Origin of the sequence: Streptomyces sp. NPDC059695 (assembly GCF_042733785.1) — a bacterium.
In the GTDB taxonomy this organism is placed as follows: Bacteria; Actinomycetota; Actinomycetes; order Streptomycetales; family Streptomycetaceae; genus Streptomyces.
The window spans coordinates 40,662-64,857 of the sequence record NZ_JBHWFF010000009.1; the positions used below are offsets into that span (position 1 = coordinate 40,662).

Consider the following 24,196-nt stretch of genomic DNA (forward strand, 5'->3'; position numbering starts at 1 on the left):
CTCCCCCGGACGTCCCGCGTCACTTCAGAACGAGCGACGACCACTGCTGGATCCACGGGTCACGCTTCTCGGCGATCTTCTCGGGGGCCATGGTCTCCGGCTTGTCGACCACGACGCCGTGCTTCGTGAAGAGCTCGGGCAGGGCCGCGTCCTTCGCCACCGGGTTGACGAACATCTGGAGCGGCATGTCCTCCTGGAACTTCTTGGAGATCAGGAAGTCGATCAGCGCCTTGCCGCCCTCGGGGTTCTTCGCGCCGTTCAGCAGGCCCGCGAACTCGGTCTGCCGGAAGCAGGTGCCGGTGGAGACGCCGGTGGGCGCCGTCTTCGGCTGCGGCTCGCCGTACAGCACCTCGACGGGCGGGCTGGAGGCGTACGACACGACCAGCGGCCGGTCGCCCTTGGCCTGCTTGCCGCCGGCCGAGCCGGAGAACTCCTGGTTGTAGGCGAGCTCCCAGCTGTCGACGGTCTTCATGCCGTTGGCCTTGAGCTTCTTCCAGTAGTCCTGCCAGCCGTCGTCGCCGTACTTCGCGGCCGTGCCGAGGAGGAAGCCGAGGCCCGGGGAGGACCGCTCGGGGTTCTCCACGACCAGCAGGTCCTTGTACGCCGGCTCGGCGAGGTCGTCGAAGGTCACCGGCGGCGCCAGCTTCTTGTCGGCGAAGTACTTCTTGTCGTAGTTGACGCAGATGTCACCGGAGTCGATCGGGGTGACCCGGTGCTCCTTGTCGAGCTGGTACGCGGCCGGGACCCGGTCCAGGCCCTTCGCCTCGTACGGGACGAAGATCCCGTTGTCGAGGGCGCGGGACAGCAGCGTGTTGTCGACGCCGAAGAAGACGTCGCCCTGCGGGGAGCCCTTGGTCAGGATCTCCTTGTTGACGGCCTCACCGGCGTCGCCGCTCTTGAGGACCTTGACCGTGAAGCCGGTCTGCTTCGTGAAGTCGGCCAGCACCTCCTTGGAGGCGTTGAAGGAGTCGTGGCTCACCAGCGTGACCGTCTTCGGCGCGGGCCGGTCGGTCTTGCCGGCGGCACCGCGGACCTCGTCGGTGCCGCAGGCGGCCAGGGTGGTGACGCCGAGCGCCGCGACGAGCGCGGCGGCGGCGGCCTTCTTGATGCTCACTGGATTCCTCCTGGGTATGACCAGGAAGAGACGCGGCCCTGCCCGCGTCCGGCGGACGCGGGCAGGGCGCAACAGCTTGAGTTACGACCGAACTTCCTACCCAGAATGACCTGGGCAAGGTTCAGAGGGTCTGCGGTCTACGGTTACCGCACTCTCAGCGCTGTGGCGCTCCCCTGTCGGAATATGGAGATGTGTTCGAGCTCAGACTACAAGGTCAGCGCTCGGCGGCCGCGAGCTGTCCACAGGCACCGTCGATCTCCTGGCCGCGGGTGTCCCGCACGGTCACCGGGACGCCGTGGCGGGCGATAGCCTCGACGAAGGCCTTCTCGTCCTCGGGGCGGGAGGCCGTCCACTTCGAACCGGGCGTCGGGTTCAGCGGGATCAGGTTGACGTGCACCCGCTTGCCCTTGAGGAGCCTGCCGAGCAGGTCACCGCGCCAGGCCTGGTCGTTGATGTCCCGGATGAGGGCGTACTCGATGGAGATCCGGCGCCCGGACTTCTCCGCGTACTCCCAGGCCGCGTCGAGGACCTCCCGCACCTTCCAGCGCGTGTTGACGGGCACGAGGGTGTCCCGCAGCTCGTCGTCGGGCGCGTGCAGCGAGACGGCGAGGCGGCACTTGAAGCCCTCGTCGGCGAAGCGCAGCATGGCGGGCACGAGACCGACGGTGGAGACGGTGATGCCGCGCTGCGAGAGGCCGAGCCCGTCGGGCTCGGGGTCGGTCAGCCGCCGGATGGCGCCGACGACCCGCTTGTAGTTGGCGAGGGGCTCGCCCATGCCCATGAACACGATGTTGGAGAGCCGCGCCGGTCCGCCGGGCACCTCGCCGTCGCGCAGGGAGCGCATGCCGTCCACGATCTGGTGCACGATCTCGGCGGTCGACAGGTTCCGGTCGAGGCCCGCCTGCCCGGTCGCGCAGAACGGACAGTTCATCCCGCAGCCGGCCTGCGAGGAGATGCACATGGTCACCCGGTCCGGGTAACGCATGAGCACCGACTCCACGAGCGTGCCGTCGTGCAGCCGCCACAGGGTCTTGCGGGTGGTGTCGTCGTCGCACGAGATGTGCCGCACCACGGACATCAGGTCGGGCAGCAGCTCCCCGGCCAGCTTCTCGCGCGAGGCGGCCGGGATGTCCGTCCACTCGGCGGGGTCGTGCGCGTACCGCGCGAAGTAGTGCGTCGACAGCTGCTTGGCGCGGAAGGGCTTCTCGCCGATCGCGGCGACGGCCTCCTTCCGCTCGGCGGGCGTGAGGTCGGCCAGGTGCCGCGGCGGCTTCTTGGCTCCGCGGGGGGCGACGAAAGTGAGTTCTCCGGGCACTGGACGGGCCACGATCGGGTGTCTCCTCAGACGGCACGAGGTCCGGCATCCCCGCGTCGGCGGGAGGGACGGCATCACGATGCCGGAGCCAGGAGACCTCACTGGACCGTCCCCGCAGCGGCGAGGACGACGGAAGGGCCCGCAGCGCACGCGCCACGAGCCCTTCCAGAGTACCCGTTGTCCGTCAAGCCGTTCCGACGAACAGTGCCAGCAGCAGCCACACCACCGGTGCCGTCGGCAGCAGCGAGTCCAGCCGGTCCATGATGCCGCCGTGGCCCGGCAGCAGCGTGCCCATGTCCTTGATGCCCAGGTCGCGCTTGATCATGGACTCGCCGAGGTCGCCGAGCGTCGCGCTCGCCGCCACCGCCAGACCGAGGATCAGGCCCTGCCACCAGACGCCGTCGTCGATCATGAACTGCATGCACAGCGCGCCCGCCGCCATCGCGAACGTCACCGCGCCGACCAGGCCCTCGCGGGTCTTGCCGGGGCTGATCCTCGGGGCCAGCTTGTGCTTGCCGAAGCGCCAGCCGATCGCGTACGCCCCGGTGTCGCTGACCACGGTCAGGATCAGGAACGTCAGCACCCGCTCCGGCCCGTCGTCCGCGGCCAGAAGCATCGCCACGAACGTCGCCAGGAACGGCACGTAGAACGCGGCGAAGACTCCCGCCGTGACGTCCTTGAGGTAACCCTCGGGCGGCTCCGTCATCCGCCAGACGAGCACCGCGAGCGCCGTCAGGGCCATCGCCACCCAGGCGCCCTCGGCGCCCCGGACGTAGCCGGCGACGACCATCGCCGCGCCGCCGACCGCGAGCGGGACCAGCGGCGCCTTGATCCCCTTGCGCTCCTGGAGGCGGGAGGTGAGCTCCCAGAGGCCGACGACCACGGCGACCGCTATCACTCCGACGAACGCGGGTGCCCAGATGTACAGCGACGCGATGATGACCGCGCCGAGTCCGACTCCGACCCCTATGGCCGCGCCCAGGTTGCGCCCGGCGCTCTTCTTCTGCCGCGGCGCCGGCGGCGCGGGCGGCGGAGGCGGAGTGGGGCTGGACATGGGCTCCTGCGGGTGCTCGTGCGGCGTCTCGTCACGGAACAGGGGACCGCTCGGGTGAGCGGCCCCCCGGCCGTGACCGTCCTGGAATCCGCCGGCGGGAACGTCGGGCACGATGGGCATGGGCCGAGTCTGCGCCGCCTGATGCCGATCGTATGCGGGACCCGCCGGGGCAGGCCCCTGGTCGGGTCCCCCGCGGCCGGAACCGGCCGGGGCCCCCCAGGAAGAGTCGTTCATCAGACCTCGAGCAGCTCGGCTTCCTTGTGCTTGAGCAGCTCGTCCACCTGCGCGACGTACTTCGCGGTGGTGTCGTCGAGCTCCTTCTCGGCGCGGCGGCCCTCGTCCTCGCCGACCTCGCCGTCCTTGACGAGCTTGTCGATGGTCTCCTTGGCCTTGCGGCGCACCGAGCGGATCGAGATCTTCGAGTCCTCGGCCTTGCCCTTGGCGACCTTGATGTACTCCCGGCGGCGCTCCTCGGTCAGCTCCGGGAACACCACGCGGATGATGTTGCCGTCGTTGCTCGGGTTGACGCCGAGGTCCGAGTCCCGGATGGCCTGCTCGATGTTGCGCAGCGCGCTCTTGTCGAACGGCGTCACCACGGCCATGCGCGGCTCCGGGACGGAGAAGGACGCCAGCTGGTTGATGGGGGTGATGGCACCGTAGTAGTCGGCCACGATCTTGTTGAACATCGCCGGGTGCGCACGGCCGGTGCGGATCGCGGCGAAGTCCTCCTTGGCGACCACGACGGCCTTCTCCATCTTCTCCTCGGCCTCGAGGAGAGTCTCTTCGATCACCACATGCTCCTGCGTGTCGTCGCGTTGTGTCCTGCACGGTGTACGACCGGCAGGGCTCTGTCCAGCCCCTTGCGGGGCGGTTCCCCGGTTCGGGTCAGGCCCGGGTGCCCTGGTCGCTCACGAGCGTGCCGATCTTCTCACCCTTCACCGCGCGAGCGATATTGCCCTCGGCGAGCAGTTCGAAGACGAGGATCGGGAGGTTGTTGTCCCGGCACAGGGTGATGGCGGTGGCGTCGGCGACCTTGAGGTCGCGGGAGAGCACCTCGCCGTACTCGAGCGCGTCGAACTTGACCGCGTCGGGGTTGCGCTTCGGGTCGGAGTCGTAGACGCCGTCCACGCCGTTCTTGCCCATGAGCAGGGCCTCGGCGTCGATCTCCAGGGCGCGCTGGGCGGCGGTGGTGTCCGTGGAGAAGTACGGCATGCCCATGCCCGCGCCGAAGATGACCACACGGCCCTTCTCCAGGTGGCGCACGGCGCGGAGCGGGATGTACGGCTCGGCGACCTGGCCCATGGTGATGGCGGTCTGGACGCGGGAGTCGATGCCCTCCTTCTCCAGGAAGTCCTGGAGGGCGAGGCAGTTCATCACGGTGCCGAGCATGCCCATGTAGTCGGAGCGGGCCCGGTCCATGCCGCGCTGCTGGAGCTCGGCGCCACGGAAGAAGTTGCCGCCGCCGATCACAATCGCGATCTCCGCGCCGTCGCGGACGACCGCCGCGATCTCACGCGCGATGGCGTGCACGACATCGGGGTCGACGCCCAGGCCGGTACCGCCGGAGAAGGCTTCTCCGGACAGCTTCAGCATGTAGCGGCCGGCCTGCTTGCCGTTGTTGTCGTCGCCCTGTACGGCGCCCTGATTCATGGAGATCTCCTCGTGCACATACGAAGGAGGCCATTGCCTTGGGTCCTCGCGGTATCCCGTACGGCAATGGCCTCCTCGTCAGATCTGCGGTCGTCCTGCGCGTGCGCGGACGACTGCCTCAGACCCTACCGGGGTCCGGCGTCCGTCGCGTTCGCGTACGGACTCAGATGCCGACCTTGATGCGGGTGAAGCGCTTCAGGGTGACACCGGCCTCGTCCAGGACCTTCTGGACGGACTTCTTGTTGTCCAGGGCGTACGGCTGGCCGAGCAGCGTGGCGTCCTTGAAGAAGCCGTTGACGCGACCCTCGACGATCTTGGCGATCGCGGCCTCGGGCTTGCCCTCGGCGCGGGTGGTCTCCTCGGCGACGCGACGCTCGGTCTCGACGACCTCGGCCGGAACGTCTTCCTTGGTGAGGTACTTCGGCGCGAAGGCGGCGATGTGCTGCGCGACACCCTTGGCGACGTCGGCGTCGGCCTTGTCGAACTCGACGAGGACACCGATCTGCGGCGGGAGGTCCGGCATCGTGCGGTGCATGTACGCGAAGACGAAGCCGTCGGCGAACTGCGCGAAGCGGTCCAGGACGATCTTCTCGCCGAGGTTGGCGTTGGCCTCGTCGACGAACGCCTGCACGGTCTTGCCGGCCTCGATCTCGGAGGCGAGCAGCGCCTCCAGGTCGGCCGGGGCGGTGGCGGCGACGTGCTCGGCCAGCTGGGCGGCGACGGCCTGGAACTTGTCACCCTTGGCGACGAAGTCCGTCTCGCACTTCAGCTCGACGAGGACGCCCGAGGTGTTGTCGTCGGCGATGAGGGAGACCACGGCACCGTTCTCGGCAGAGCGGCCCTCGCGCTTGGCGACACCCTTCTGGCCCTTGATACGGAGCGCCTCGACGGCCTTGTCGACGTTGCCGTCGGCCTCGTCCAGGGCCTTCTTGCAGTCCATCATGCCGGCGCCGGTGAGCTCGCGGAGCTTCTTGACGTCAGCGGCGGTGTAGTTCGCCATGAGTCTGTTTCTCTCTCGAAGTCTGAAAGATCGGGCGGGTCCACGGGTGGACGGCGGGGGCTTCGTGGGCCCCCGCCGTCGTCACCCGAAGGTCCTGAAGGGTCAGGCCTGCTCGGCGTCCGCGGCCGGAGCCTCGGCGGCGGCCTCGGCCGGAGCGGCCTCGGCGGCGGGGGCCTCGGCGGCGGGGGCCTCGACAGCCTCGTCGGCCTTCTTCTCGCCCTCGAGCAGGTCGCGCTCCCACTCGGCGAGGGGCTCGCCGGCGGCCTTCTCGCCCGGCTTCGAGTCGCCGGTCGCGGCGCCGGAGCGGGCGATGAGGCCCTCGGCGACGGCGTCGGCGATCACGCGGGTGAGCAGGGTGACGGAGCGGATCGCGTCGTCGTTGCCCGGGATCTTGTAGTCGACCTCGTCGGGGTCGCAGTTGGTGTCGAGGATCGCGACGACCGGGATGTGGAGCTTGCGCGCCTCACCGACGGCGATGTGCTCCTTCTTGGTGTCGACGATCCAGACGGCGCTCGGCACCTTCTGCATCTCGCGGATACCACCGAGGGTCTTCTCCAGCTTGGCCTTCTCGCGGGAGAGGACCAGGAGCTCCTTCTTGGTGAGACCCGAGGCGGCGACGTCCTCGAAGTCGATCTGCTCGAGCTCCTTGAGGCGCTGCAGACGCTTGTAGACGGTGGAGAAGTTGGTGAGCATGCCACCGAGCCAACGCTGGTTGACGTACGGCATGCCGACACGCGTCGCCTGCTCGGCGATGGCCTCCTGGGCCTGCTTCTTCGTACCGACGAACATGATGGAGCCGCCGTGCGCGACGGTCTCCTTGACGAACTCGTAGGCGCGGTCGATGTACGACAGCGACTGGAGCAGGTCGATGATGTAGATGCCGTTGCGCTCGGTGAAGATGAAGCGCTTCATCTTCGGGTTCCAGCGACGGGTCTGGTGACCGAAGTGGACGCCGCTCTCCAGCAGCTCCCGCATCGTGACGACGGCCATGGCCATCTCCTTGGTTTTCTCGGTTTTGTGTTCCTGACGCCCCGGCGCGCCGTGCCACGAAGGACCGAAAGGCGCTGCCACCCGCCGCGAGGACTGGTGGCGGGGCGTGCGAAGTCGACCCGGTGACCCGAGTCGCCATAGGAAGTGTACGGGACCCCGGGAGCGCCGGGTGACGGCACTGTCCACAACCGGCTGGTAGTCCACAGATACCGTCCGCTACCGGAACGAATCGATCATCCGGGGAACGCTTTCCTCATGCATCTGACGATCCTGCTCGCGACCCTGACCCTGCTCTGGCCGGTGGGCCCGCCCCCGCCGGAGATCGTCCGCGGCTGGGAGCCCCCGCCCGGCCCGTACGCCGCGGGCCACCGCGGCGTCGACCTCGCCGCACCCCCGGGCACCCCGGTCCTCGCCCCCGCCGCGGGCACGGTGACCTTCGCGGGCCCGGTGGGCGGACGCGGCGCCGTGTCCCTCACCCTCCCGGGCACGGGTACGCCCCCGCTCCGCACGACGTTCACCCCGGTGACCCCGCTGGTACCGCCCGGCACCCGGGTCGCGCCGGGCACCCCGATCGCCGAGGTCGCGGAGGGCGCCCACTGCGCCGCGACCTGCCTCCACTGGGGCCTGCTGCGGGGTGAGGAGTATCTGAACCCCCTGCTCCTGACGAGGAGAGCCCCCTCACGGCTGCTTCCGCTCGACGGGGGCCGGGAGGGGTGATCCGGGGGACGGGACCCAGGGCCCCGCGAGCCGGGCACGATCCGAGAGGCAGGCCCTAGGCCGAAGGACCCGTGACGCCGTGGAGGGCCATCGTGACGGCCGCTTCGGCGATGTCCGCCGGGTCCTCGGCCGCGCCGAGCTCGATGCGGCGGACGGCGGCGTCGACGACGCCCTGGAGGAGCATGGCGCCCAGGCGGGGCTGGGGCTGGCCCAGGGCCGCGAGGGCTTCGACGATCATGGCGACGAGGCCGCCGTGGGCGGCGCGGATCTTCTCGCGGGCGCCGTCGTCCAGTTCGCTCGCCGAGATGGCGACGACCGCCCGGTGACGCCGGTCCCCGACGAGGTCCAGCTGCTTGCGGACGTACGCCTCGACCTTGCCGCCCGGCGTCTCGGCGCCGGCCATGGCCGCCTCGACCTCGGCGGCCCAGACGGGGAAGTCGACGGCGCACAGCTCTTCGACGACGGCCGCGCGGGACCGGAAGTACTCGTAGACCGACGAGCGGGCGAGGCCCGTGCGCTCGGCGAGTGCGGGGAAGGTCAGCGCCTCCGTACCGCCCTCGGACAGCAGGGAACGCGCGGCGTCCAGGAGGGCGCCGCGCTGCATGGTCCGGTGCTCGGCCACGGAGGCCGCTCGAATCCTGGGCACGGCTCCACTCTACGACCGGCCCGCAAGGGTCAGCGGCCGACGTCGGCCAGCTTGGCGCGGAGCTGGAGGACGGACTTGGTGTGGATCTGGCTGACGCGGCTCTCGGTGACGCCGAGGACATGGCCGATCTCGGCCAGGGTGAGGCCCTCGTAGTAGTAGAGCGTGACGACGGTCTTCTCCCGCTCGGGGAGCGTGTTGATGGCGCGGGCGAGCAGCCGGCGCAGCTCGCGGTCCTCGGCGATCTCGACGGGGTTGTCGGCGGCGGTGTCCTCCAGGGTGTCCATGAGGGAGAGCCGGTCACCGCCCTCGCCGCCGACGTGCAGCAACTCCTCCAGGGCGACGACGTTCGCCAGGGACAACTGGCTGAATACCGCGTGCAGTTCCTCCAGCGTGACCTCCATCTCCGCGGCGACCTCGCTCTCGGAGGGGGTCCGGCGGAGCTGGGCTTCGAGGGTGGCGTAGGCGCGCTCGACGTTGCGGGCCTTCTGGCGGACGGAGCGCGGGATCCAGTCCAGGGCGCGGAGCTCGTCGATCATGGCGCCGCGGATGCGGGTGATCGCGTACGTCTCGAACTTGATCGCCCGCTCGACGTCGAACTTCTCGATGGCGTCGATGAGGCCGAAGACCCCGGAGGAGACGAAGTCGGCCTGTTCCACGTTGGACGGCAGCCCCACGCTGACCCGGCCGGCGACGTACTTCACGAGCGGCGAGTAGTGCAGGATCAGCTGCTCCCGCAGCCGCTCGTCGCCGGTGTCCTTGTACGAGCGCCACAGCTCGTCGAGCGAGGTCGGCGCGGGCGGTCGCACGGTGCCCCGAGCCGCTGGGGGCACCGCAGCGCGGTCAGACCCGGAGGTGTGCTGGGGCATGCGTTGCCTTGAGCCGTTCTGGTTTCGGGTGTGTCGGTGCGGTGGTCCTGTAGGGAAGTCTGGTGAGCGTAGCGTGAGTGCGCTGTCGCGGTGCGCGAACATCGGCGGATCGCGCCGCTCCGGGTGGACGCCGTCGGCCACATCTTCGAACCCGGGCCGTGACGCGTGTCGGCCCCCCGGGTGCGACCGAGAGAACGGGTCTGTTCATCCTCATCACCCTTTCACCCGAATGCTCCAGGTCAAGTACCGCCTCGCCGCGCGTTCGACGCTTCTGTCGCGGTGTTCGTCAACCGCCATCCCTCCCCCCGCCGCTCGACGAAGCCGAGCGAGTGGAGTTCGTACAGCTTGGCGAGGGTGTCGTCCGGGGTGGTTCCGGCCCGTCGTGCGATGACGGTGGTGGGCGTGGGGCCACGGGCCGGGACGGCTTCGAGGACGTGCGCCGTGGCGGGGGCGAGGAGGTCGCGGGGCAGGACGGGGCCACGGCGTGCGGGGGCGAGCTGGCCGATGTCGCCGACGAGTTCGACGATCTCGTCGGCGTCGGTGACCAGAGTGGCGTCGCCGCGGAGCAGTTCGTGCACGCCGGCGGAGAGCGCGCTGGTCACGGGGCCGGGGACGCCCATGGTGTGGCGCCCGAGCCGTGCGGCGGCACGGGCGGTGACGAGGGAGCCGCTGCGGTGCTGCGCCTCGACGACGACGGTGCCGCGGGTCAGGGCGGCGATGACGCGGTTGCGGAGGATGAAGCGGCTGGGGGTGGGGTGACTGTCGGGTGGCAGCTCTCCGACGACGAGGCCCTGTTCCGCGACGCGCCGGATGAGCCGGTCGTGGCCGCGGGGGTACGGCGTGTCGACGCCGCAGGCGAGGACCGCGACGGTGGCCCCGCCGGCGGCGAGGGCACCCCGGTGGGCGGCGCCGTCGATGCCGTAGGCCGCGCCGGAGACGACGACCCAGCCCTGGCGGCTGAGGCCCGCGGCGAGGTCGGCCGCGGTGTGGGCGCCGTACGGGGTGCAGGCGCGGGCGCCGACGAGGGCGACGGAGCGCAGCGCCCAGGTGCGCAGGTCGGCCGGACCGCGCACCCAGAGGCCGACGGGGCGGGCGTCGCCGAGGTCGTCGAGTTGACGCGGCCACTCGGTGTCGCCCGGGACGAGGAAACGTCCGCCGAGGCCGTGGACGGTGTCGAGGTCGTGCCCGGGCCGGGCGGCGGTGGCGCGTCGCCGCCACGAGGCGACGCGGGTGGCTCCGGTGCCGGGGAAGGAGGAGCTGTCGTCCCCGGCGTGGAGGAGGCGGTCGAGGAACCCGGTCGCGCCGTACCGGCGGAGCCACCGCCCGGCGTGTTCGTCACCGGGCTCGACGGATCGGCTGAGCACCGCGCGCGCGAGCCGCTCCCGCTCCGGTTCGGACCGGAAGGGCCCCGGCACGTCGGGGTCCGGCCCCTCGGGCCCGTCGACTCCAGGAACGCCAGATCCGGGAACGTCGGGCCCAGGGGCGTCGGGCCCGGTTGCCTCCGGGCCGGTTGCCGCGGGCCCTCGTGTCGCGGTCATGCGTGCTCCCCCGCTCCGACGGGCACGCCGCGGGCGACGCCGGTGCGCAGTTCGAGGGCGAGGGCGATGTCCCCGCTGTCGGGCCGGTCGTGCCCGGTGAGGTCGGCGACGGTCCACGCGACGCGGAGCACCCGGTCGAGGCCGCGGGCGGTGAGCAGTCCGCGCTCGACGTCCCGTTCGGCGGCGGCGAGGGCTCCGGGGGCGGCGAGGTGGCGGGTGCGGAGCTCGTGTCCGGGGATCTCGCTGTTGACCCGCCACGGGGTGTCGGCGAGGCGTCCGGCGGCCCGGTCCCGGGCCTCGTGGACGCGGGCGGCGACGGTGGCGGTGCTCTCGCCCCGGCCGCCCTGTCCGAGGAGGTCGGCGCGGGTGACGGGTTCGACCTCCACGCGCAGGTCGACGCGGTCGAGCAGGGGTCCGGACAGGCGCGCCTGGTAGCGGCGGACGACGGAGGCGGGGCACTCGCAGCTGGCGCCGTGGAGGGTGTGCCGGCCGCAGGGGCAGGGGTTGGCGGCGAGGGCGAGGAGGAAGCGGGCGGGGAGGCGGACGACGCCGGCGGCGCGGGCGATGACGACGTGTCCGGATTCGAGGGGCTGGCGCAGCGCGTCGAGCGCCTTGCCGGAGAACTCCGGGGCCTCGTCCAGGAACAGCACCCCGCGGTGGGCCAGGGAGACGGCGCCCGGCCTGGGGAGGCCGTTCCCGCCGCCGACGAGGGACTGCATGGTGGCGGAGTGGTGGGGCGCGCAGTAGGGGGCGCTGCGGACCAGGGGTTCCCCGGGCGGGAGGATGCCGGCGACCGAGTGGACGGCGGTGACCTCCAGGGACTCCTGCCGGGTGAGGGGCGGGAGGATGCCGGGGAGACGCTCGGCGAGCATCGTCTTGCCCGCGCCGGGTGGGCCGGAGAGGAGCAGGTGGTGGCCGCCCGCGGCGGCGACCTCCAGGGCGAGGCGGGCCCGCCGCTGCCCGGCGACGTCGGCGAGGTCGGGCCCCTCGGCGGGCCCGGCGGCGAGTCCGGTGCCGATCCCGGCGCCGGGGACGAGGAGCCCGGCGAGCATCGCGTCGGGCCGGCCATCCTCGGCGGCCTCCTCGTCGGGGACGGGTTCGTCGGTGAGGACGGCGATCAGCTGGCGGAGGGTGCGGACGCCGAGGACGGAGACGCCGGGGACGAGCGAGGCCTCACCGGCGGTCTGTTCGGGGACGACGACCTGGCGGTATCCGGCGTCGGCGGCGGCGAGGACGGCCGGCAGGACACCGCGGACGGGCCGGACGCGTCCGTCGAGGCCGAGTTCACCGATGAGGACGAGGTCGGCGATGGCCCGCGGGTCGATCCGCTCGGCCGCGCCGAGGACGGCGGCGGCGACGGCGAGGTCGAATCCCGAGCCCCCCTTGGGGACGGATGCCGGGCTGAGGCCGACGGTCAGCTTCTTCTGGGGCCATTCGGCACCGGAGTTGACGACGGCGGCGCGGACCCGGTCGCGGCTCTCGCTGAGGCTCTTGTCGGGGAGGCCGACGAGGGTGAAGGCGGCGACTCCGGGTTCGAGGTCGGCCTGGACCTCGACGACGACGCCCTCGACGCCGACGAGGGCGACGGAGCAGGTGCGGGCGAACCCCATCAGGCCACCCCCTGCGCGTGGGTGAGGACGGGGGCGCCCTTGCGCGGCAGCACGATGCCGACGAGGTCGATGCGGACGCCGCCGGCGGGCGCCGGGGTGTCGTTGCGGTCGAGCCAGCAGGCGGCGAGGCGTCGGAGCCGCTCGGCCTTGCGGGGCGTGACGGCGGCCATCGGGTGCTCGTAGACGCCGTCGCGCCGGGTCTTGACCTCGCAGATCACGAGGGTGTCGCCGTCCCGGGCGACGATGTCGATCTCGCCGCTCCGGCCACAGCGCCAGTTGCGGGCGAGGATGTGCATGCCGTCCGCGGTGAGCCGGCGGGTCGCCAGCTCCTCCCCGTACCGTCCGAGGGCTTGGGTCCTGTTCATGCGGTACCACCTCCGTCACCGACTGTGACGGAGCGTGGCGGGCCGCGTGCGGCGCTGTGGACGGCCGGGAGGCTGTGGAGAACCTCGTCACCCCTGGGGGTGATCTCCCCTCCGGGGAGGGGAAGCGGGCGGGCTCAGCTGCCGGGAAGTTCGAGGTCGCTCTTGTTGAGCTCCTCGATGTTCACGTCCTTGAAGGTCAGGACGCGGACCTGCTTGACGAACCGGGCGGGCCTGTACATGTCCCAGACCCAGGCGTCAGCCATGCTGACCTCGAAGAAGACCTCGCCCTGCACCGAGTGCACCTGCATCTCGTAGTCGTTGGTGAGGTAGAAGCGCCGCTCGGTCTCGATCACGTATTTGAACAGCCCGACGACGTCGCGGTACTCCCGGTAGAGCTTCAGCTCCATCTCGGTCTCGTACTTCTCGAGGTCCTCGGCGCTCATGGCATGTTCCCCTTCAGCCGTGCGTCCCCCTATTGTGCGCCAGTCGTACGCGCCCCTAAACGATTTCCGGGGCGAGAACCACCGGCACACTCGGAGGTCCCTCGTCGAGCAGCGCCTGGAGCAGCTCGGCGAGTCTGGTCGGGTACACCGTCTCACGCGCCGCCGACAGTTCGGCGGAGGTCCACCATCTCAGGCCCGCGAGACTGCGGGTCTCCAGTTCCGTGAGGGCCTGCGGCCGGGGCGCGGCCTCGGTCCCGCGGGTGAGGGCCAGGTAGTACCACTCGTCCTGGTCCCAGCGGCGCCCGTCGAAGGGGAACGAGCAGTACCGCTTCCAGAGCACCGGGCCGAGGTCGACCTCGGTGATGCCGGTCTCCTCGGCGAGTTCGCGCAGCGCCGCCTCCTCCCGGGTCTCGTCGCCCTCCAGGCCGCCGCCCGGGGTGAACCACCAGGTCTCGCCCGGGTCCTCGGGCTCGTAGCCGTGCAGGAGCAGGATGCGGTCGTCGGGATCGAGCAGCACGACGCGGGCGACCCGCCGCCGTGGGGGCTCCGCCGGGTGCCCCCGCCCCGGAGCGGCCTCCGGGCCTCCCGTGTCCGTCATGCCCCCACCTTCTCCCGTGCGTCCGGCCGCGGCCCGCCGGAGCGGCGCCCGGTCAGACGGCTCGCCACGGGCCCGTACGCGGCTCCCACGAGGATCAGCGCCGTGCCGGCCGCGACGGCCGTGAGGAGCGCCGTGAACGGTCCCGGCCGCGAGATGCCGCCCGGGAGGTCGGCGAAGCCCTCGGGGGGCGCCAGGAGGCCCTCGGCGGGCCAGACGACGGCGTCGACCCTGCCGAGGACCGTGGAGCGCGGCACGGAGCCCTTTCCGGCCTCCTCCATGTGCGAGCGGGAGTCCAGCGAGGTGTGCCGGTCGTCGCCGAGCAGGAAGAGGTTGCCCTCGGGGACGGTCACCGAGAAGTCCTCGCCCGAGGCCACCGTGCGGCCGCCGATCCCGGGCCGCAGGTACGGCTCGTCGACGGGCCGGCCGTTCACGGTGAGCCGCCCGTCCCGGTCGCAGCAGGCGACGGTGTCGCCGCCGACGGCGGCGACCCGCTTCACCATGGGCCCGGAGTTCCAGACGGGGTCGTCGAAGACCACGACGTCACCGCGCCGCACCTCGTCGCCGTCGATCCGCTGCGCGAGGATCTTGGACCCGACGGCCAGGGTCGGGGTCATGGAGTCGGTGGGGACGGTGTACGGCTGGTAGAGCACGGCTCCCCAGACGAATCCGCCGAGGAAGAGCACACAGCCGACGGCCACGGCCAGCCCCGACAGCACGCTGCCGAGGCGGCCGTGGCCGCCCTTGGTCCGTATGGTTCCGCTCATGTGCGCACCCCGTAGGTCTGTCGGCGGACCGTAGCCCTGTCGACGGTCCGGGACGGCACCCTACCCGCGGGTCGCTACTCGGCGGTATGCCGTGCGGCCTGCTTCTTCCGGCGCCACAGCACGAGCGGGAGCGCTCCGGCGAGACCGGCCGCCCCGGCCGGGACCGCGGCCATGGCCTTGTCGAGCGCCGGCTGGTCGAAGACCTCGGGGATGGGGAGCGTGGCCCAGCGGGTGACCGGCCAGGCGATCACGACGGCGCGGCCCACGACCTCGTCGTTGGAGACGGTGCCGCCGCCGGGGAGCTGCTGGTGGAAGCGGGAGTCCAGGGAGTTCTGGCGGTTGTCGCCCATGACCCAGATGCGGTCCTTGGGGACCTTGATCGGGCCGAAGGAGTCCTGGCAGGGCACCGCGCCGGGGGCGAGGTACGCGCTCTCGTCCAGCGCGACGCCGTTGAGGACGACCTTGCCGCCCTCCTTGCAGGAGACGGTGTCGCCGCCGACCGCGATGACGCGCTTGATGAGGTCCTTCTCCTCGGCGGACGGCATGAGGCCGATGAAGCTGAGGAACTTCTGCACGACGTTCGGCTTGGGGGTCTCCTGGCCCTCCAGCCAGCCGCCCGGGTCGTGGAAGACGACGACCTCGCCGCGCTCGGGCTCGGAGCCGAACCAGGGCGTCAGTTTGTCGACGAGGACCCGGTCGCCCTTCTGGAGGGTGTTCATCATCGATTCCGAGGGGATCGAGAACGCCTGCACCAGGAAGGTCTTGATCAGCAGGGCGAGCACCAGGGCGATGCCGACGAGGAGGGGCAGTTCCTTCCAGAAGGAACGCTGCTTCTTCGGGGCCTGGCCGGAGCCGCTCGCCGCGCCGTCGCCGTCCTCGCCCGGCGTGCCGCCGTTCGGCGGCTGCGCCTGCCCGTCACCCGTCACGTCGTCACCCGTCGTGTCATCGCCGAAGGCCCCGTCGGCCCTCTTCTCGGGTCCATCGTGTCCGGATCGTGCGCCGACGGCCAAATCCCCCACATCCACTCCTCAGTCCGTGCGAACGCCCGCCCCGGGTCAGGGACAGGCCCGCCACTCCCATAACGAGCAGAAGTTCCGCAGGGGTCGGGAGCCCGGGCAATCCGTTCAGATTCCGCTGGGACACACTATGCGACAGACCGGATGCGGCAGCGGAACTCGCACGGGCGTCCGGTACACCGGCGAAGGTGTCCCGTTCCTCCAGGCCGCGCCAGTGTCCGAAGGGCCAGGCGATCACCACGGCACGCCCCACGACCTGCTCCTCCGAGACGGTGCCGTGGCCCTCCTCGTCGAGGTGGTAGCGGGAGTCGGCCGAGTCGGAGCGGTGGTCGCCGAGGACGAAGATCCGGCCCTCCGGGACCTTCACCTCGAAGGGGATCTTGGACGGCGGGTTCCCGGGATGCAGGTACGGCTCGTCCAGCGGCACGCCGTTGACGCTGATCCGCCCGTCCGCGCCGCAGCAGCGGACGGTGTCGCCGCCGACGGCGACGACCCGCTTGATCAGGTCCCGGTCGTCTGCCGAGGGCAGCAGCCCGATGAAGGTCAGGGCCTGCTTGACCTGCTTGACGCCGATGGGGTCGTCGGCGGGCGGCGCGGCCTCCTGCTGGAGCCAGGTGCCGGGGTCCTTGAAGACGACGACGTCGCCGCGCTGCGGGCGGGAGCCGAACCAGGGCGTGAGCTTGTCGACGAGGACCCGGTCGTCGATGCGGATCGTCTGCTCCATGGAGCCGGAGGGGATGACGAACGCCTGGACCAGGAACGTCTTGAGGACCAGCGCGATGAGCACGGCCACGGTGATCAGGATCGGGATCTCGCGGAGCGCGGAGCGCTGCCGACGCCGGCGGACCCTGCGGGCCAGCCTGCGCCGCTCGGCCCGTCCGGGCCTGGCGGCTCCCTGTCCGGCCTCGGCGTCCTGCGCGGACCCGCCGGGCGGACGGCCGCGGCTACCCATGGGCTCCCGCTCCGTGCCCGCCGGCCGGCGCGGCCGGTACGGCGTCGAAGGCGTCGGTCTCCTGCACGGTGGACCAGCGGCCGAAGGGCCAGGCGATCCAGTCGGCGCGGCCGATGACCTTGTCGACGGGGACCATGCCGCCGCCCGGGTCGCCCAGGTGGTCGCGGGAGTCGCTGGACTGGCTGCGGTGGTCGCCCATGACCCAGAGCCTGTCCTGCGGGACGACGATGTCGAAGGGCACGCTGGACGGCCGGTCGCCGAGCTTCACGTACCACTCCTGGACGGGGACGCCGTTGACGGTGAGCCGGCCGTCCTTGTCGCAGCAGACGACCCGGTCGCCGGCGACGCCGACGACCCGCTTCACGAAGTCGGTCTCGTCGGGCTCGGCGAGGCCGAGGGCGGCCGCGCCGTCGTGCAGGAGTCCGGTGACCGGATTGCCCGCGGGCTGCTCCCGTACGAAGGAGCCGGTGCCGTCGAAGACGACGACGTCGCCCCGGGCGGGCTCGCTGCCGAAACGGTACGCCAGCTTGTTCACGAGGATCCGGTCACCGACCTGGAGCGTCGGCTCCATCGACCGGCTGGGGATCAGGAACGGCTGGATCACGAAGTGGCTCAGGAGCAGCAGGAACGTCACGAAGACGCCGCCCACGAGGGCGGTGCGGCGCCAGGAGGAGGCCCCGCCGGACTCCTCGGGACCGGACGCGGAGTCCTCGGAGGCCCGCCCGGAATCGTCGGGAACGCGCGCGGAGCGCGACCCCTCCTCCGTGTCGGAAGAGGGATCGCGCTCCGTGTGCTGTGCTTCGGTGTCCATCGCTGGCAGAGCCTATCCGGCCTGTCTGTGCGGGGAGTCGGAAGCAGGAGGCGTGCCGGGAGCCGGGGCTCAGCGGTCGCGCTTCTCCTTGATCTTGGCAGCCTTGCCGCGCAGCTCGCGCAGGTAGTAGAGCTTGGCGCGACGGACGTCACCGCGGGTCACGAGCTCGATCTTCTCGAAGATCGGGCTGTTCACCGGGAAGGTGCGCTCGACGCCGACGGAGAACGAGACCTTGCGGACCGTGAAGGTCTCGCTGACGCCCGAACCCTGGCGGCGGATGACGACGCCCTTGAACTGCTGGATACGGGAGCGGTTGCCCTCGATGACGCGCACGTGGACGTTCACGGTGTCGCCGGGACGGAAGGCGGGGAGGTCGGAGCGGAGCGAACCCGCGTTGACCTGGTCGAGCAGGGAGGCCATGGAGGTCTCTTTCCTCGCTGATGCCACAGGTCATCAGCGGTACGTTCGAATGATTCGGAGCGTCGTCCGTTTCTGGCGGCGTCGTTCCCCCTGTGGCAGGGGCGCGCGCCGGACGGACGACAGCGGCCTATTCTTCCACGCCCTCGACCCTGCGCCAAAATCGGCCGCCGGGCTCGGGCGCCCACCCCATCATCGAGAGGATCTCGCGGTCCTTCTTGTCGAAGGCGGAGGGGTCGCAGCGCTCGATGAGGTCGGGCCGGTGGGCGACGGTGCGCCGGAAGGCCTCGTCGCGCCGCCAGCGGGCGATCTTCCCGTGGTGCCCGCTGAGGAGGACGTCGGGGATGCCCCGGCCGCGCCACTCGGGGGGCTTGGTGTAGACGGGGCCCTCGAGGAGGTTGGCCATGGCGCCCGGGGCGAAGGAGTCGTCCCGGTGGGACTCGGCGTTGCCGAGGACGCCGGGCAGCAGGCGGGCGACGGCCTCGGTGACGACGAGGACGGCGGCCTCCCCGCCGGCGAGGACGTAGTCGCCGATGGAGACCTCGTAGACGGGCATCCGGGTCGCGTACTCGTCCATGACCCGGCGGTCGATGCCCTCGTAGCGGGCCGGCGTGAAGACCAGCCAGGGCCGCTCGGAGAGCTCGACGGCGAGCTCCTGGGTGAAGGGACGGCCGCTGGGGGTGGGGACGACGAGGACCGGCCCGTGCGCGCCGGCCTCGTAGCCGTCGGCGAGCGTCTGGTCGAGCGCGTCACCCCAGGGCTCGGTCTTCATGACCATGCCGGGCCCGCCGCCGTACGGGGTGTCGTCGACCGTGTTGTGCCGGTCGTACGTCCAGTCGCGCAGGTGGTGCACGTGGACGTCGAGCTGCCCGCGCGCGCGTGCCTTGCCGACGAGGGAGACGTTCAGCGGTTCCAGGTACTCGGGGAAGATCGTGACGACGTCGAGCCTCATGCCGGCTCCCCGGCGGACTCGTCGCCGGACGCCTCGCCGTCGTCCCGGGAGGAGACGATCTCGGCGCGGTCGTCGATCAGGCCGGGCGGCGGGTCGATGACGGCCCGCTGCTCCTCCAGGTCGATCTCGGTGACGATCGACGACACGAAGGGGATCATCAGCTCGGTGCCGTCGGGCCGCTCGACGATGAAGAGGTCCTGGGACGGCAGGTGGGAGATCTCGGTGATCCGGCCGATCTCGGTGCCGTCGGCGAGGACGACGTCGAGGTCCATGAGCTGGTGGTCGTAGTACTCGTCCTCCTCCTCCGGCAGTTCCTCGGGGTCGATCTCGGCGATGAGGAGGGTGTTGCGCAGGGCCTCGGCGGCGTTGCGGTCGCGGACGCCCTCGAAGCGCAGCAACAGCCTGCCGCTGTGGACCTTGCCGGACTCGATGGTGAGCGGCCCGGCGGAGGCCGGGTCGGTGAGCAGTACGGCACCGGGGCCGAGCCTGAGCTCCGGCTCGTCCGTCCGCACCTCGACGGTGACCTCGCCCCTGATCCCGTGGGCGCGGCCGACCCGCGCGACTACCAACTGCACTGCTCCACACTCTCCTGTCACACAGCTCGTACGTACGACAACGGGCCGGGGTGGGCTCTTCAGCCCTCCCCGGCCCGTGCCGGCACAACTCAAGGTGATGCTGCCGACCTGCTCAGCGGACCTGGTCCACGTCGACGAGGTCGACGCGGATCCCCCGGCCGCCGATGGCACCCACGACGGTGCGCAGCGCACGCGCGGTGCGGCCGTTGCGGCCGATCACCTTGCCGAGGTCGTCGGGGTGGACCCGGACCTCCAGCACGCGGCCCCGGCGCAGGTTGCGCGAGGCGACCTGCACCTCGTCGGGGTTGTCGACGATGCCCTTCACGAGGTGCTCGAGAGCCTCCTCGAGCATGATCAGGCCTCGGTCGACTCGGTGGACGCGGCCTCGGCCTCGTCCGCCTTCTTGTCGGCCTTCTTGGCCTTCGGGGTGATGGCCTCACCCTTGTCGTCGCCGCCCTCGAGGGTCTTCGCGAACTCGTCGAACGAGGCGCGCTTCGCCTCCTTCGTGGCGGGGACGAGCAGAGCCTTCTCGGGGGCCGGCAGACCCTTGTGCTTCTGCCAGTCGCCGGTGAGCTTCAGGATGGCGAGAACCGGCTCGGTCGGCTGGGCGCCGACGGACAGCCAGTACTGCGCACGCTCGGAGTCGACCTCGATACGCGACGGGTTGTACGTCGGGTGGTAGAGGCCGATCTCCTCGATCGCGCGACCGTCACGACGGGTGCGCGAGTCGGCGACGACGATGCGGTAGTGCGGCTGGCGGATCTTGCCGAGGCGCTTGAGCTTGATCTTGACTGCCACTGGAGTGGTGTCTCCTGGTCTTGACGTGGTTGGGCACTTGAGATGCCACGTGGGGTTGCGGTACTCGGATGCCCGATGGACGCGTCAGCCGGAGGAGAGAGGGGTCCTGTGCGACTGTCGAGTACAGCTAGCCATTGTGCCACACGCCGCCGACTCAGTTGGCGGCGCCCACTGTCTCGGGGATGCGGAAGGGCTTGCCGCAGCCGCCGCAGACGATCGGGGCCTGGGCCAGCACCGAGGGCACCACGCGCACGTTCCGCCCGCAGTCGCAGACGGCCTTGACGCGGACGCCGCCGCCCGAGGAACCGTGCCGGGCGGCCGGTCCGCGGAAGGAGCGCTTGGTGTCGGCGGCCGTGGCGACCGTGTGGGCCTTGAGGGCGCGCTGGAGCCGCTCGATGGTGGGCCGGTAGCGGCGCCTGGCCTCGGGGTTGAGCGTGACCAGGGAGAAGCCGCTGCTGGCGTGCGGCTCCTCGGGATGGTCGAGGCCCATCTCCTCGGCGATCGCGAGGAATCTGCGGTTGTGGTAGCGGCCGGCCCGGGAGGTGTCGCGGACACCTCGGGCGGCGGCGATGCCGTGGACTGCCTCGTGGAGCAGTCGTTCGAAGGAGAGCTCGGCGCCGCAGGCGGACGAGGATTCTCCGATCAGGGACTCGGGCGCGGCAAGATCGGGCAGCTCGGGGTGGTGCCGCTGAATGTCGGCCCACGCCTGTGCCAGCTCTGCGGCGAGAACAGGGGGTGTCGTGCTCACGTCGCGTACAACGAGCCGGAGTGCCCCCGGGTTCCATTCCGGGGCATCCCAAATATTTTGCACGTACCCGTCAGTTGCCGTTGATGTGTCGGGACGCGGTCCAGTGCGCCGATCTGCGGAGAAGTCACGCAGGGGACGTCAAGCCGGTGTGTAGTGGCGCATACGCCCCGGCGCGTGGCCGTCGTACGTGCGCCCCCCGTGGGGCCGGAGCGGCCCGGGGATGTGTGCGAGGACACTACCCGGTGCGGACGCGGGGCGGCGCACCGCCCCTCTCCCGGACGAATCCGTCCGGCGCGAGCACTGGACGCGGCCGGGGATGCGCAGTTCCCTGACTACGGGGGGCTGTCGTCCGAGCACGGATTGGGGCGCTTTTCCATGACACCTACGCTCGTCCCGCACCACCCCGCGCGCGATTGGGCCGAGATCCAGGAACGGATGCTGGTCCCGCTCTACGAGGCGGTGTACGACCGCCTCGGCGTGGGCGCGGGATCCCGGCTGCTCGGCCTGGGCTGCGGCTCCGGCCTGGCCCTCCTGATGGCGGCGGCACGGGGCGCGCGGGTGGCCGGCGCGGACCGGGACCACGCGCGCGTGGAGCTGGCCAGGGAGCGGCTGCCGGAGGGCGTCACGGTCACGGAGGAGCTCCCGGAGGACCTTCCGTACGACGTGATCACGGCCTTCCACGCGACCGACCGGGTCCTCCCGGAGCTCCGGGCGCTCACCCGTACGGCGCAATCGGGCGCGGCGGTCGTGCTCGCCGGGTGGGGGCCGCCGGAGCGGTGCGCCACGGAACCGGTGCTGCGGGTCGCGACCCGGCTCGCGGACCGCGGGCCGGTGCCGGGACCGGATCTGGACGCCCTGGTGGCGGGGGCGGGACTGCGGCCGGCCGGTTCGGGCCGGGTGGCCTGCCCCTTCGGGTACGCGGACGAGTCCAGCGCGGTGCGCGGGCTGCTCTCGACGGGCGCCTTCGACGAGGCGGTCAGGGCGACGGACCCCTCGCAGGTGGAGAAGGAGATCGAGGAGGCGCTCGCTCCGTACGTCCGCGCGGACGGGACGGTGTGGATGCCGAACGTGTTCCGGTACGTCGTCGCGCGCGTGCGGTGAGCCCGGCGCCGGACGCCGGGGCGCGTGAACCGCGTGAGCCCCTTCAGAGCTCCTTCTTGATCCGCGGGATGCCCGCGGCGCGGTAGGCCGCGTCCTCCTCCAGGGTCTCGTTCGCCAGGAGTGCCTCGGCGAGGGCGTCCAGCTTGTCGCGGTGCTCGCGGAGCTGCCGCACCGCGCTCTCGTAGCACTCGTCGACGATGCGGCGCATCTCCTCGTCGACGGTGTCGAGGGTCGCGGGGGCGGCCGAGAGCCCGTACGCCTGCTGGGCGTCGCTCGGGATGGCGGTGAGGCGGCCGACGCGCTCGCTCATGCCCCAGCGGCCCGCCATGCCCCGGGCGATGCCGGTGACCTGTTCGAGGTCGCTCTCGGCACCGGTGGTGATGACGCCGAAGACGACCTGCTCGGCCGCCATGCCGCCGAGGGCGCCGATGATCCGGCCGCGCAGGTAGTCCTCGGTGTAGGCGTACTTGTCGGCGTCGGGGGTCGACAGGGTGACGCCGAGGGCCCGGCCGCGCGGCACGATGGTGATCTTGCGGACCGGGTCGGCGCCCGGCTGGAGCATGCCCAGCAGGGCGTGCCCGCTCTCGTGGTACGCGGTGCGGCGGCGTTCCTCCTCGGGCATCACGAGCGGCCGTTCGGCACCGAGCTGGACCTTCTCCAGGGCGTCGGACAGATCGGACTGGGTGACGGCCTTCTGGTCGCGCTTGACCGCGAGGAGGGCGGCCTCGTTGGCGAGGTTGGCCAGCTCGGCACCGGTCATGCCGGGGGTGGTCCGGGCCACGTGCTCCAGGTCGACGTCCTGGGCGAGCGGGATCTCCCGGGTGTGGATCTTGAGGATGGCCTCGCGGCCGCCGCGGTCGGGCGGGTTGACGTGGACGATCCGGTCGAAGCGGCCCGGCCGCGTGAGGGCCGGGTCGAGCACGTCGGCGCGGTTGGTGGCGGCGAGCACGATGACCCCCTCGGAGCCGGTGAAGCCGTCCATCTCGGTGAGGATCTGGTTGAGGGTCTGCTCGCGCTCGTCGTGCCCGCCCATCCCGGAGCCGCCGCCGCGGGCCCGGCCGATGGTGTCGATCTCGTCGATGAAGATGATCGCGGGGGCGACCTTGCGCGCCTCGGCGAAGAGTTCGCGGACCCGGGAGGCGCCGACGCCCACGATCATCTCGATGAACTCGGAGGCGGAGGCGGAGAAGAACGGCACCCCCGCCTCGCCCGCGACGGCCCGGGCGAGCAGCGTCTTGCCGGTGCCGGGAGGGCCTGCCAGGAGCACGCCGCGGGGCATCTTGGCGCCCATCGCGCGGTAGGCCTGGGGGTTCTTCAGGAAGTCGACGACGTCGTTGAGCTCGCCCTCGACCTCGTCGATGCCGGCGACGTCCTGGAAGGTGGTGCGCGTGCCGCCCTCCAGCTCGACGGGTTTCGGGGGCTGCTTGCGGCCGAGCATGCCGCCGGCGCCGCCCATGCCGGCGCTCATCCGGCGGGCGATGAACACCCAGAGCACGACGAGCAGCAGCATCGGCGCCAGGGAGATCAGGAGGTTGACGAGGAAGCTGCGCTCCTTGACGACCGGCTCGGCGGTGACGACCACGTTCTGTTTGGACAGCTGCGCCCACAGGTCGTCGTCGGCGAAGGCGGGCCGCTGGGTCTGGAACTTGGTGTAGTCGCCGTCGCCGTCGGGGACCGGCTGCTTGTTCTTCAGCTGCCCCTGGATCGCGTCGCCCTTGGAGTAGATCTTCGTGACGTTCCCGGCGGCGACCTGCTTGTCGAACTCGGTGTAGGAGATCGTCGGCCCGTCGCCCTCGTTGAAGAACGACAGCACGATGTTGGCCAGCAGGTAGACGACGAGCGCGGTCAGGATGAGGCTGCCCCAGCTCCCCGGCATCCGCTTCTTCGGCGGCGGGGGCGGCGGAGCCCCTTCCGAGCGCCAGGGCTGGTCGGTCCGGTCGCGCGGGGGTACGGGGTTGGCCACGTGGCTCTCCTCGGGGCGGCAGTGGCCCCAGTATCGAAGAGCGGGACGAACCGGGCATCGCGGGCGGCCCGGAGGAGTGAGAAGGGGGGGGGGGGGGGGCGCCGCCGGACCCCCGCCCCCCCCCCCCCGCGGGCCGGACACAGAGTTGTTTTATATAGTGGGGAGGCGGATGTGCGTACGGGGGGGGCGCGGC

27 protein-coding genes and 1 riboswitch are annotated in these 24,196 nt (G+C 71.5%); of the genes, 2 read left to right on the forward strand and 25 right to left on the reverse strand.

All coding sequences use genetic code 11. The features are described 5' to 3' along the window. Positions 1 to 19: 19 nt before the first annotated feature. From ACFV2S_RS13490 to rpsB, 7 genes are all read right to left on the reverse strand, one after another. Positions 20 to 1,114 carry a thiamine ABC transporter substrate binding subunit gene (locus ACFV2S_RS13490; RefSeq protein WP_385557370.1) on the reverse strand — a complete coding sequence of 365 codons (1,095 nt, stop codon included), beginning with the start codon at positions 1,112 to 1,114 and terminating at the stop codon, positions 20 to 22. A 75-nt stretch (positions 1,115 to 1,189) separates the two neighbouring features. Then, positions 1,190 to 1,299, reverse strand: a riboswitch (TPP riboswitch). 29 nt (positions 1,300 to 1,328) lie between these two features. Beyond that, entirely contained in the window at positions 1,329 to 2,441 is a 1,113-nt protein-coding gene (gene rlmN, locus ACFV2S_RS13495) for a 23S rRNA (adenine(2503)-C(2))-methyltransferase RlmN (protein WP_385557373.1), read from the reverse strand. A gap of 172 nt (positions 2,442 to 2,613) precedes the next feature. Continuing rightward, positions 2,614 to 3,717, reverse strand: coding sequence for a phosphatidate cytidylyltransferase (locus ACFV2S_RS13500; RefSeq protein WP_385557376.1), 1,104 nt, complete (start codon positions 3,715 to 3,717; stop codon positions 2,614 to 2,616). Beyond that, the gene (gene frr, locus ACFV2S_RS13505; RefSeq protein ID WP_026057589.1) at positions 3,717 to 4,274 is read right to left on the reverse strand and encodes a ribosome recycling factor; all 558 of its coding nucleotides are present in this window, start codon (positions 4,272 to 4,274) and stop codon (positions 3,717 to 3,719) included. The genes ACFV2S_RS13500 and frr overlap by 1 nt, the downstream gene beginning before the upstream one ends. Positions 4,275 to 4,368: 94 nt before the next feature. Further along, complete coding sequence (gene pyrH, locus ACFV2S_RS13510; protein WP_385557380.1) at positions 4,369 to 5,133, reverse strand: UMP kinase; 765 nt, start codon at positions 5,131 to 5,133, stop codon at positions 4,369 to 4,371. Between the two features lie 163 nt (positions 5,134 to 5,296). Continuing rightward, a complete protein-coding gene (gene tsf, locus ACFV2S_RS13515) occupies positions 5,297 to 6,133 on the reverse strand; it encodes a translation elongation factor Ts (protein WP_385557383.1) in 837 nt (278 codons plus the stop codon). A 102-nt stretch (positions 6,134 to 6,235) separates the two neighbouring features. Then, positions 6,236 to 7,123: a 30S ribosomal protein S2 gene (rpsB, locus tag ACFV2S_RS13520; protein WP_190106905.1), complete on the reverse strand. Its 888-nt coding sequence runs from the start codon at positions 7,121 to 7,123 to the stop codon at positions 6,236 to 6,238. A gap of 255 nt (positions 7,124 to 7,378) precedes the next feature. Here rpsB and ACFV2S_RS13525 point away from each other — a divergent pair, with 255 nt between their 5' ends. Further along, on the forward strand, positions 7,379 to 7,840 hold the full coding sequence (locus tag ACFV2S_RS13525) for a M23 family metallopeptidase (RefSeq protein WP_385557386.1): 462 nt from the start codon (positions 7,379 to 7,381) through the stop codon (positions 7,838 to 7,840). Positions 7,841 to 7,895: 55 nt separating this feature from the next. Here the strand turns inward: ACFV2S_RS13525 and ACFV2S_RS13530 are convergent, their stop codons facing one another. The 17 genes from ACFV2S_RS13530 to ACFV2S_RS13610 all read right to left on the reverse strand — a co-directional run bounded on the left by ACFV2S_RS13530 (position 7,896) and on the right by ACFV2S_RS13610 (position 20,939). After that, complete coding sequence (locus tag ACFV2S_RS13530; RefSeq protein WP_383668254.1) at positions 7,896 to 8,462, reverse strand: TetR/AcrR family transcriptional regulator; 567 nt, start codon at positions 8,460 to 8,462, stop codon at positions 7,896 to 7,898. A 53-nt stretch (positions 8,463 to 8,515) separates the two neighbouring features. Beyond that, positions 8,516 to 9,352 carry an RNA polymerase sigma factor WhiG gene (gene whiG / locus ACFV2S_RS13535; RefSeq protein WP_352020826.1) on the reverse strand — a complete coding sequence of 279 codons (837 nt, stop codon included), beginning with the start codon at positions 9,350 to 9,352 and terminating at the stop codon, positions 8,516 to 8,518. Between the two features lie 239 nt (positions 9,353 to 9,591). Then, on the reverse strand, positions 9,592 to 10,890 hold the full coding sequence (dprA, locus tag ACFV2S_RS13540; RefSeq protein WP_385557390.1) for a DNA-processing protein DprA: 1,299 nt from the start codon (positions 10,888 to 10,890) through the stop codon (positions 9,592 to 9,594). Further along, positions 10,887 to 12,500 carry a YifB family Mg chelatase-like AAA ATPase gene (locus ACFV2S_RS13545; protein ID WP_385557393.1) on the reverse strand — a complete coding sequence of 538 codons (1,614 nt, stop codon included), beginning with the start codon at positions 12,498 to 12,500 and terminating at the stop codon, positions 10,887 to 10,889. The genes dprA and ACFV2S_RS13545 overlap by 4 nt, the downstream gene beginning before the upstream one ends. Further along, on the reverse strand, positions 12,500 to 12,865 hold the full coding sequence (locus ACFV2S_RS13550) for a YraN family protein (protein WP_385557396.1): 366 nt from the start codon (positions 12,863 to 12,865) through the stop codon (positions 12,500 to 12,502). The genes ACFV2S_RS13545 and ACFV2S_RS13550 overlap by 1 nt, the downstream gene beginning before the upstream one ends. A gap of 134 nt (positions 12,866 to 12,999) precedes the next feature. Then, the gene (locus tag ACFV2S_RS13555; RefSeq protein ID WP_005311352.1) at positions 13,000 to 13,308 is read right to left on the reverse strand and encodes a DUF2469 domain-containing protein; all 309 of its coding nucleotides are present in this window, start codon (positions 13,306 to 13,308) and stop codon (positions 13,000 to 13,002) included. A gap of 55 nt (positions 13,309 to 13,363) precedes the next feature. After that, entirely contained in the window at positions 13,364 to 13,906 is a 543-nt protein-coding gene (locus ACFV2S_RS13560; RefSeq protein ID WP_385557399.1) for an NUDIX hydrolase, read from the reverse strand. Then, a complete protein-coding gene (lepB, locus tag ACFV2S_RS13565) occupies positions 13,903 to 14,670 on the reverse strand; it encodes a signal peptidase I (RefSeq protein ID WP_385557402.1) in 768 nt (255 codons plus the stop codon). The genes ACFV2S_RS13560 and lepB (ACFV2S_RS13565) overlap by 4 nt, the downstream gene beginning before the upstream one ends. Positions 14,671 to 14,744: 74 nt before the next feature. Next, positions 14,745 to 15,680 (reverse strand): signal peptidase I, encoded by a 936-nt coding sequence (lepB, locus tag ACFV2S_RS13570; RefSeq protein WP_385557753.1) that lies wholly within the window; start codon positions 15,678 to 15,680, stop codon positions 14,745 to 14,747. Continuing rightward, positions 15,613 to 16,638, reverse strand: coding sequence for a signal peptidase I (gene lepB / locus ACFV2S_RS13575; protein ID WP_385557405.1), 1,026 nt, complete (start codon positions 16,636 to 16,638; stop codon positions 15,613 to 15,615). The genes lepB (ACFV2S_RS13570) and lepB (ACFV2S_RS13575) overlap by 68 nt, the downstream gene beginning before the upstream one ends. Beyond that, positions 16,631 to 17,449 (reverse strand): signal peptidase I, encoded by an 819-nt coding sequence (lepB, locus tag ACFV2S_RS13580; protein ID WP_385557408.1) that lies wholly within the window; start codon positions 17,447 to 17,449, stop codon positions 16,631 to 16,633. Before lepB (ACFV2S_RS13580) ends, lepB (ACFV2S_RS13575) begins: the two co-directional genes overlap by 8 nt. A gap of 69 nt (positions 17,450 to 17,518) precedes the next feature. Next, complete coding sequence (gene rplS, locus ACFV2S_RS13585) at positions 17,519 to 17,869, reverse strand: 50S ribosomal protein L19 (RefSeq protein ID WP_015036473.1); 351 nt, start codon at positions 17,867 to 17,869, stop codon at positions 17,519 to 17,521. A gap of 127 nt (positions 17,870 to 17,996) precedes the next feature. Continuing rightward, positions 17,997 to 18,818 (reverse strand): tRNA (guanosine(37)-N1)-methyltransferase TrmD, encoded by an 822-nt coding sequence (gene trmD, locus ACFV2S_RS13590; RefSeq protein WP_385557412.1) that lies wholly within the window; start codon positions 18,816 to 18,818, stop codon positions 17,997 to 17,999. Continuing rightward, positions 18,815 to 19,393 (reverse strand): ribosome maturation factor RimM, encoded by a 579-nt coding sequence (gene rimM / locus ACFV2S_RS13595; RefSeq protein WP_385557415.1) that lies wholly within the window; start codon positions 19,391 to 19,393, stop codon positions 18,815 to 18,817. The genes trmD and rimM overlap by 4 nt, the downstream gene beginning before the upstream one ends. Before the next feature lie 112 nt (positions 19,394 to 19,505). Beyond that, positions 19,506 to 19,745: an RNA-binding protein gene (locus ACFV2S_RS13600; RefSeq protein WP_020868149.1), complete on the reverse strand. Its 240-nt coding sequence runs from the start codon at positions 19,743 to 19,745 to the stop codon at positions 19,506 to 19,508. Between the two features lie 2 nt (positions 19,746 to 19,747). Continuing rightward, on the reverse strand, positions 19,748 to 20,191 hold the full coding sequence (rpsP, locus tag ACFV2S_RS13605) for a 30S ribosomal protein S16 (protein WP_015036470.1): 444 nt from the start codon (positions 20,189 to 20,191) through the stop codon (positions 19,748 to 19,750). Between the two features lie 154 nt (positions 20,192 to 20,345). Further along, on the reverse strand, positions 20,346 to 20,939 hold the full coding sequence (locus tag ACFV2S_RS13610; protein ID WP_030690647.1) for a hypothetical protein: 594 nt from the start codon (positions 20,937 to 20,939) through the stop codon (positions 20,346 to 20,348). A gap of 375 nt (positions 20,940 to 21,314) precedes the next feature. Between ACFV2S_RS13610 and ACFV2S_RS13615 the strand changes: the two genes are divergently transcribed. Next, the gene (locus ACFV2S_RS13615; protein ID WP_385557422.1) at positions 21,315 to 22,040 is read left to right on the forward strand and encodes a methyltransferase domain-containing protein; all 726 of its coding nucleotides are present in this window, start codon (positions 21,315 to 21,317) and stop codon (positions 22,038 to 22,040) included. 43 nt (positions 22,041 to 22,083) lie between these two features. Here the strand turns inward: ACFV2S_RS13615 and ftsH are convergent, their stop codons facing one another. After that, on the reverse strand, positions 22,084 to 24,003 hold the full coding sequence (gene ftsH / locus ACFV2S_RS13620; protein ID WP_385557425.1) for an ATP-dependent zinc metalloprotease FtsH: 1,920 nt from the start codon (positions 24,001 to 24,003) through the stop codon (positions 22,084 to 22,086). Positions 24,004 to 24,196: the final 193 nt, after the last annotated feature.

Coding starts and splice junctions, on each gene's coding strand:
- ACFV2S_RS13600 (WP_020868149.1), bottom strand. CDS start 19,745: ATGCTCGAGGAGGCTCTCGAGCACCTCGTGAAGGGCATCGTCGACAAC.
- trmD (WP_385557412.1), bottom strand. CDS start 18,818: ATGAGGCTCGACGTCGTCACGATCTTCCCCGAGTACCTGGAACCGCTG.
- whiG (WP_352020826.1), bottom strand. CDS start 9,352: ATGCCCCAGCACACCTCCGGGTCTGACCGCGCTGCGGTGCCCCCAGCG.
- ACFV2S_RS13525 (WP_385557386.1), top strand. CDS start 7,379: ATGCATCTGACGATCCTGCTCGCGACCCTGACCCTGCTCTGGCCGGTG.
- pyrH (WP_385557380.1), bottom strand. CDS start 5,133: ATGAATCAGGGCGCCGTACAGGGCGACGACAACAACGGCAAGCAGGCC.
- ACFV2S_RS13560 (WP_385557399.1), bottom strand. CDS start 13,906: ATGACGGACACGGGAGGCCCGGAGGCCGCTCCGGGGCGGGGGCACCCG.
- ACFV2S_RS13545 (WP_385557393.1), bottom strand. CDS start 12,500: ATGGGGTTCGCCCGCACCTGCTCCGTCGCCCTCGTCGGCGTCGAGGGC.
- lepB (WP_385557402.1), bottom strand. CDS start 14,670: ATGAGCGGAACCATACGGACCAAGGGCGGCCACGGCCGCCTCGGCAGC.
- tsf (WP_385557383.1), bottom strand. CDS start 6,133: ATGGCGAACTACACCGCCGCTGACGTCAAGAAGCTCCGCGAGCTCACC.
- rplS (WP_015036473.1), bottom strand. CDS start 17,869: ATGGCCTCCCTGCTCGACCAGGTCAACGCGGGTTCGCTCCGCTCCGAC.
- ACFV2S_RS13615 (WP_385557422.1), top strand. CDS start 21,315: ATGACACCTACGCTCGTCCCGCACCACCCCGCGCGCGATTGGGCCGAG.
- ACFV2S_RS13550 (WP_385557396.1), bottom strand. CDS start 12,865: ATGAACAGGACCCAAGCCCTCGGACGGTACGGGGAGGAGCTGGCGACC.
- ACFV2S_RS13555 (WP_005311352.1), bottom strand. CDS start 13,308: ATGAGCGCCGAGGACCTCGAGAAGTACGAGACCGAGATGGAGCTGAAG.
- ACFV2S_RS13500 (WP_385557376.1), bottom strand. CDS start 3,717: ATGAACGACTCTTCCTGGGGGGCCCCGGCCGGTTCCGGCCGCGGGGGA.
- lepB (WP_385557408.1), bottom strand. CDS start 17,449: ATGGACACCGAAGCACAGCACACGGAGCGCGATCCCTCTTCCGACACG.
- rpsB (WP_190106905.1), bottom strand. CDS start 7,123: ATGGCCGTCGTCACGATGCGGGAGCTGCTGGAGAGCGGCGTCCACTTC.
- lepB (WP_385557405.1), bottom strand. CDS start 16,638: ATGGGTAGCCGCGGCCGTCCGCCCGGCGGGTCCGCGCAGGACGCCGAG.
- dprA (WP_385557390.1), bottom strand. CDS start 10,890: ATGACCGCGACACGAGGGCCCGCGGCAACCGGCCCGGAGGCAACCGGG.